This is a genomic window from Nocardioides jensenii JCM 1364 = NBRC 14755, from assembly GCF_001552535.1.
GTDB lineage: Bacteria > Actinomycetota > Actinomycetes > Propionibacteriales > Nocardioidaceae > Nocardioides > Nocardioides jensenii.
In genome coordinates this window covers 1-6,176 of the sequence record NZ_BCRJ01000078.1, presented here as the reverse complement: position 1 = coordinate 6,176, position 6,176 = coordinate 1, and the positions used below count along the sequence as shown (strand labels likewise).

The 6,176-nt window shown below is 69.5% G+C and carries 6 protein-coding genes and 1 pseudogene; 1 reads left to right on the top strand and 6 read right to left on the bottom strand.

What is annotated here, in order from left to right; translation table 11 throughout:
- Positions 1 to 77: 77 nt before the first annotated feature.
- The 6 genes from NJ4_RS17310 to NJ4_RS17285 form a co-directional block, all read right to left on the bottom strand.
- Positions 78 to 644, bottom strand: a complete 567-nt coding sequence (locus NJ4_RS17310) for a SigE family RNA polymerase sigma factor (protein WP_067437914.1) — start codon at positions 642 to 644, stop codon at positions 78 to 80.
- Between the two features lie 44 nt (positions 645 to 688).
- Entirely contained in the window at positions 689 to 1,435 is a 747-nt protein-coding gene (locus NJ4_RS17305; protein ID WP_322787628.1) for an enoyl-CoA hydratase family protein, read from the bottom strand.
- Positions 1,436 to 1,477: 42 nt separating this feature from the next.
- Positions 1,478 to 2,401, bottom strand: a complete 924-nt coding sequence (locus NJ4_RS17300) for an AEC family transporter (protein WP_067437910.1) — start codon at positions 2,399 to 2,401, stop codon at positions 1,478 to 1,480.
- A 74-nt stretch (positions 2,402 to 2,475) separates the two neighbouring features.
- Complete coding sequence (locus tag NJ4_RS17295) at positions 2,476 to 2,820, bottom strand: DUF779 domain-containing protein (protein ID WP_067437908.1); 345 nt, start codon at positions 2,818 to 2,820, stop codon at positions 2,476 to 2,478.
- Entirely contained in the window at positions 2,821 to 4,344 is a 1,524-nt protein-coding gene (gene exaC, locus NJ4_RS17290; protein ID WP_067437906.1) for an acetaldehyde dehydrogenase ExaC, read from the bottom strand.
- A gap of 142 nt (positions 4,345 to 4,486) precedes the next feature.
- The gene (locus NJ4_RS17285; RefSeq protein WP_245644608.1) at positions 4,487 to 5,725 is read right to left on the bottom strand and encodes a GAF domain-containing protein; all 1,239 of its coding nucleotides are present in this window, start codon (positions 5,723 to 5,725) and stop codon (positions 4,487 to 4,489) included.
- 153 nt (positions 5,726 to 5,878) lie between these two features.
- Here NJ4_RS17285 and NJ4_RS17280 point away from each other — a divergent pair.
- Positions 5,879 to 6,176, top strand: a pseudogene (locus NJ4_RS17280) (molybdopterin-dependent oxidoreductase); the annotation flags it as partial.

Sequence of the window (6,176 nt, the reverse complement as noted above, 5' to 3'; positions counted from 1 at the left end):
GGCGACCCGGGCGGGCGCCGTGGTGTCGTCGAGGTCGGCGTGGGAGCGGAGGGTCTCGCGCAGGTCCTGGAGGTTCGTCATCGGTCTGCTCCCTGCTCATCCGTGGTGTCCACGATGTCGTCGGAGGCGAGCGCGGGGTCGATCCGCAGCTTCGCGAGGGCCTTGCTGGTCTGGCTCTTGACCGTGCCGACCGAGCAACCCATCACCTGGGCGGTCTCGGCCTCGGTGAGGTCCTCGAAGTAGCGGAGCACCACGACCGCACGCTGTCGGCGGGGCAGACGCTCCATCGCCGACCACAGGTCATGACCGGCGGCCACGTTCTCGGTCTGGTCGGCACCGGCCTGCTCGGGCAGGTCCTCGGTGGCGTGCTCACCGTTCCACTTGCGACGCCACCAGGTGGCGTAGGTGTTGACCAGGATCTTGCGGACGTAGGGCTCGGGCCGGCCGTCGAGTCGCGACCAGGCGAACCAGGCCTTGGTGAGCGAGGTCTGGAGCAGGTCCTCGGCCAGTGCGTGGTCGTGCGTCAAGAGGTAGGCGGTCCGGAGCAGCGCCCCGGAGCGGGCCGCCACGAAGGCGTCGAAGTCGCGTTGCACCGACTGTCCCCCGATTCGTACGACGTCGCGGACGTCGAGTTCAGCTGTCATACCCCTCACCACACGGTGGGAGGACCGGATGGTTGCCCGGGCGGCTACTTCTTCTTGTTCAGGAATGCCAGCATCGCCTCACGCGCCGGCTCGGATCCGAACAGGCGGCCACTGAGGGCGGCCAGGTCGTCACCACGGGCGTCCATGCGGTCGAGCAGGTCGCGGGCCAGCAGCGCCTTGGTCTCACGCAGCCCCTGAGCCGCACCGGAGGACAGCTCGGCACACACCGCGGCCACGGCCTCGTCGAGCTCATCGGCCGGCACGGCACGGGTGACCAGCCCCCAGTCGGCGGCCTCGGCGCCGGTGAACTTCGCGCCGGTCAGGCAGGCGTAGGCGCCGGCCCGGGAGGTCATCCGGGGCAGCACGGTCAACGAGATCGCCGCCGGGGCCAGTGCCAGCTTCACCTCGGTCAGCGCGAACGACGCGTCGTCGGCGGCGATGGCGATGTCGGAGGCGGCCACGATGCCGATGCCTCCGGCCCGCACGGCGCCGTACACGCGGGTCACCACCGGCTTGGGGAACTCCACGATGCGCCGCTGCATGTCGACGATGCCGCGGGCGCCCTCCTCCATCGAGCCGCCGGCCGCCTCGGACAGGTCGGCACCGGAGCAGAAGACCGTGCCCGCTGCGGTGATCACGACGACCTTCACCTCATCGTCGCCCGCCGCCCGATCGAGCCGCTCGTAGAGCTCGGTGACCAGTTGACGCGAGAGCGCGTTGCGGTTGTGGGGCGAGTCGAAGGTCAGGGTGGCGACGCCGTCGGCCACGGCGTACTTCACGAGTTCGGTCATGCGGGCCATCCTGCCAGTTCCGTCACCGGTGACCGGCGAGGCTCAGGCAAGCAGTGCGACGATCACGAACATCACCGGCACCGCGAGCATGGTGCTCACGAAGATCGAGTCCCGGGCCAGGATCACGCCCCGGTCGTAGCGGGTCGCGTGCACGAAGATGTTCTGCGCGGTCGGCAGCGCCGAGAGCACGGTCACGGCCAGCAGCGCGTCGGCGTCGAGGCCGAACAGGAACCGGCCGGCGGCGTACGCCGTGAGGGGTTGCACCACCAGCTTGAGCACCGCGATCAGGCCGAGCTCGGTGGGGACGGCGCCACGTCCGGGCGTCGGGCCGAGCCGCAGCGAGACGCCGTAGGCCAGCAGCATCGCCGGGACCGCCATGCCACCGACCAGCGCCAGAGGGTCGTGGACCGGCGCCGGGATCTCCACCTCGACCACGGAGAAGGCCAGACCGATCAGCGATCCGACGGTCAGCGGGGTGCGCAGCGGCCGGGAGAGCAGCCGCCACGCGGACGGCGGCTCGGGCGACGTGGCCTGGTCGAGCACGGCCAGGGCCAGCGGCTGCAGCACGAGCAGTTGCATCAGCAGCGTGGGCGCCACCAGGGCCACGTCACCGATGACGTACGCCGCGATCGGGAGTCCGAGGTTGCCGGCGTTGACGTAGGCCGAGCACAGGGAGCCGATCACCGTGTCGGCGAGATCACGGCGGAAGAAGAGGCGGGCCACCGCGACGTAGGTGGCCGTGGCCACCAGCACCCCGACGGCGGTGGCGGCCAGGTTGCGGGAGAAGACGTCGGTCACGTCGGTGTCGGCCAGCACCGTGACCATCAGGGCGGGGCTGGCCACGAAGAACGCCAGCCGGGCCAGCACGGTCTGCGACCCGAGGTCGAGGACCTTGATGTGGGCCAGCAGGGCACCAAGGCCGATCACCGCGATGATCGTGGCGAAACCCGCCAGGACTCCCTGCATCGCTCCCCTTCAACGGTGGCCGAGGGCGGTGCGGGCACGGGCCCTGCCCCCGGCCACCATTGAACCTCGGCGCCTCAGTCCTCCATGAGCCGGGAGCGGATCAGGAACCGCTTGCCCTCCGGAGCCTCGAGCGAGAACCCGGCACCACGACCCGGCACCACGTCGATGGTGAGGTGCGTGTGCGACCAGTACTCGAACTGCGCCTTGCTCATCCACACCGGCACGCCGCACTCCAGCCCCACGTCGAGGTCGCCGAGATGTACGTCGGCCGCCCCGGTGCGGAACTCTCCGTCGGGGTAGCACATCGGCGACGATCCGTCGCAGCAGCCGCCGGACTGGTGGAACATCACCGGGCCGTGGGTCTCGGTGAGGCTGCGGATCATTTCCGCAGCCTCACCGGTGACGGCGACGCGTTCCATCTAGAAGAAGCCGAGCTTGTCGGGGCTGTAGGAGACCAGGAGGTTCTTGGTCTGCTGGTAGTGGTCGAGCATCATCTTGTGGTTCTCGCGACCGATGCCCGACTGCTTGTAGCCGCCGAACGCGGCGTGTGCCGGGTAGGCGTGGTAGCAGTTGGTCCACACCCGGCCGGCCTCGATCGCCTTGCCGGCGCGGAACGCCCGTGAACCGTCACGCGTCCACAGCCCGGCGCCGAGGCCGTAGAGGGTGTCGTTGGCGATCTTGAGCGCGTCGGCCTCGTCGTCGAACCCGGTCAAGGAGACCACCGGGCCGAAGATCTCCTCCTGGAAGATGCGCATCGAGTTGTCGCCCTCGAAGACGGTCGGCTGCACGTAGTAGCCCTCGGCCAGGTCGCCCTCGAGCACGTTGCGGCCACCGCCGGTGAGCACCTTCGCGCCCTCCTTGGTGCCGATGTCGATGTAGCTGAGGATCTTCTCCAGCTGGTCGTTGCTGGCCTGGGCGCCCATCATCGTCGACTCGTCGAGCGGGTTGCCCTGCTTGATCGCCTCGACGCGGACGATCGCGTCGGCCACGAAGTCGCTGTACATCGACCGCTGCACGAGTGCTCGCGACGGGCAGGTGCAGACCTCACCCTGGTTGAGCGCGAACATGGTGAAGCCCTCGAGCGCCTTGTCGTAGAAGGCGTCCTTCTCGTTGGCCACGTCGTCGAAGAAGATGTTGGGGCTCTTGCCGCCGAGCTCGAGCGTCACCGGAATGATGTTCTCGGTGGCGTACTGCATGATCAGGCGGCCGGTGGTGGTCTCGCCGGTGAAGGCGATCTTGCGGATCCGCGGCGACGACGCCAGCGGCTTGCCGGCCTCGACGCCGAATCCGTTGACCACGTTGAGCACGCCGGCCGGCAGCAGGTCGCCGATCAGCTCCATCAGCTTGAGGATCGACCACGGGGTCTGCTCGGCCGGCTTGAGGACGACACAGTTGCCTGCGGCCAGCGCCGGCGCGAGCTTCCACACGGCCATCAGGATCGGGAAGTTCCACGGGATGATCTGGCCGACCACGCCCAGCGGCTCGTGGAAGTGGTAGGCGACGGTGTTCTCGTCGATCTCGGAGATGCCGCCCTCCTGTGCGCGCAGGGCGCCGGCGAAGTAGCGGAAGTGGTCGATCGCCAGCGGCATGTCGGCGTTGAGGGTCTCGCGGACCGCCTTGCCGTTGTCCCAGGTCTCGATGACGGCGAGGTCCGCGAGGTTCTGCTCCATGCGGTCGGCGATCCTGAGCAGGACGTTGGACCGCTCGGTGGTCGACGTACGACCCCAGGCGTCGGCGGCGTTCCAGGCCGAGTCGAGCGCGGCGTCGATGTCCTCGGCGGTGCCGCGGGCGATCTCCGTGAACGGCTTGCCGTTGACCGGCGAGACGTTCTCGAAGTAGTTGCCCTTGATCGGGTCGACCCATTCGCCACCGATGAAGTGGCCGTAGCGGCTCTTCACCTCGATGGAGGATCCGTCGGTGCCGGGTGCGGCGTGAACAGTCATGTCGTGACTCCCTGGAAATGAGAAGGCAGAAGGGTCGAGAGAAGGCGCCGGAAGGTGACGCCGCTCACAACGTAGGGAGCCGCACGTTGCACGAACGTTGCGCTCAGGCCAAACTCTCAGGCCGAACTCTCAGGCCGAACTCTCAGGCGAGCTCTCGGTCCAGGCGGTCGATCTGGCCGGTGATCAACGGCAGCAGCGGAGAGTGCGGGCCGACCGCCTGCCGCTGGGCCACCCACATGTCGTAGTCGTCGGTGCCCCAGGACGAGCGGGTCCACGTCGACATCAGGTCGGGTACGCCGGAGCTCAGCACCGCCTGGCGCACGGTCGAGTCGATGCCCTCACGTAGCCTGACCACGCCCGGTGCCGTGGAGCGCGGCAGCAGGGGGCCCCGGTAGGCGCGCACGGCGCCGGCGACGTCGCCGTTCACGATCCGGGCCTCCAGTGCCAGCCAGTCGGCCGACACGTCGGCGGCCAGTCGGTAGGGGCGACTGGCGAGGAGGTCGTCGCCCAACAGGTTGCGCAGCCGGTTCAGCTCCGCCCGCAGGGTCGATCCGGAGTTGTCCTCCTCGTAGAGCAGCACCGCCAGCTCGTCACCGGACAGGCCGCGCGGCGCCGAGCCGAGCAGCAGCACCAGCTCGCTGTGACGGGGCGACAGACGCAGCGTCGAGCGCCGTCCGGAGCCGTCGTCGATCTCGAGGAGCGCCTCGTTGCGGCCCAGCCCCTGGATCGTCAGGCCGAAGCCCGACTTCCGGCGTACCTCTGGAGGCGCGGTGGAGGCGGTGAGCTTGTGATGGGCCAGCTCGGTCTCGGCCATCCGTGCCGCGGCACGCACCATCGCCATGGTCTGGGGCACGACGAGCTCGTCGCCACCGGTCACGTCCAGGACCCCGAGCAGCTCCCCCGTGGTCGGGTCGTGGATCGGGGAGGCTGCGCAGCTCCAGCTGCGCACCGAGTGCCGGAAGTGCTCGGAGCCCATGATGCTGACCGGATGGCCGAGAGCCAGTGCCATGCCTGGCGCGTTGGTGCCCGCGAAGCGCTCGTCCCAGTTGGACCCCTCGACGAAGCCGATCTTCTCGGCCTTGCGCAGGACCTGCGGGTGCCCGCAGACCCACAGCAGCTGGGCCGAGGCGTCGGAGACCGCCATCACCGCGTCACAGTCGCGGGCCGCCTGCCCGAGGACGTCGTCGAGCAGCGGGAAGACCTGCGCCAGAGGATGCGCCTCCCGGTGGCCGCGGAGACTGTCCTCGGGCAGGGTGATCGGGGCCTCCGCGTCATCGGCGCGCACTCCAGCAGCCGCGGAGCGGTGCCACGACTCCGCCACCTGGGCGCGCATGCCGTCGGAGGTCATCTCCTCAGTGAACCGTGTCTTCAGCGCAGGCACCAGCAGTGCTCCAAACTCGTCGGCGGACTCACCGACCCCGAGTCCCACCTCGAGGGTCGCACCGTCCAGCGTGGGTCGGCGAACGTTGCAACCACGTTGCACGCGTCTCGCCCGCACACCCATCCGATCGGGGTGCCGCTCCGAACAACCCCCATGAAACGACTGTGGACTGCCCTGCGATCCGCCATGCCGTTCGCCGGCGCCGGCGTCCTTGCCACCCTCTGCGGGATGGCCGCGGGGCACCTGGTCGCCGCGCTGCTCAAGCCAGCGTCGTCCCCGGTGCTGGCGGTGGGGGCCACGGTCATCGACCTGACCCCCACGCCACTCAAGGAGTACGCCGTCCGCGAGTTCGGCACCAAGGACAAGCCGATCCTTCTGGCCAGCGTGATGGCCGTGACGCTGCTGCTGGCCGCTCTCGCCGGGATCCTGGCCCGCCGCTGGTTCCCCGTCG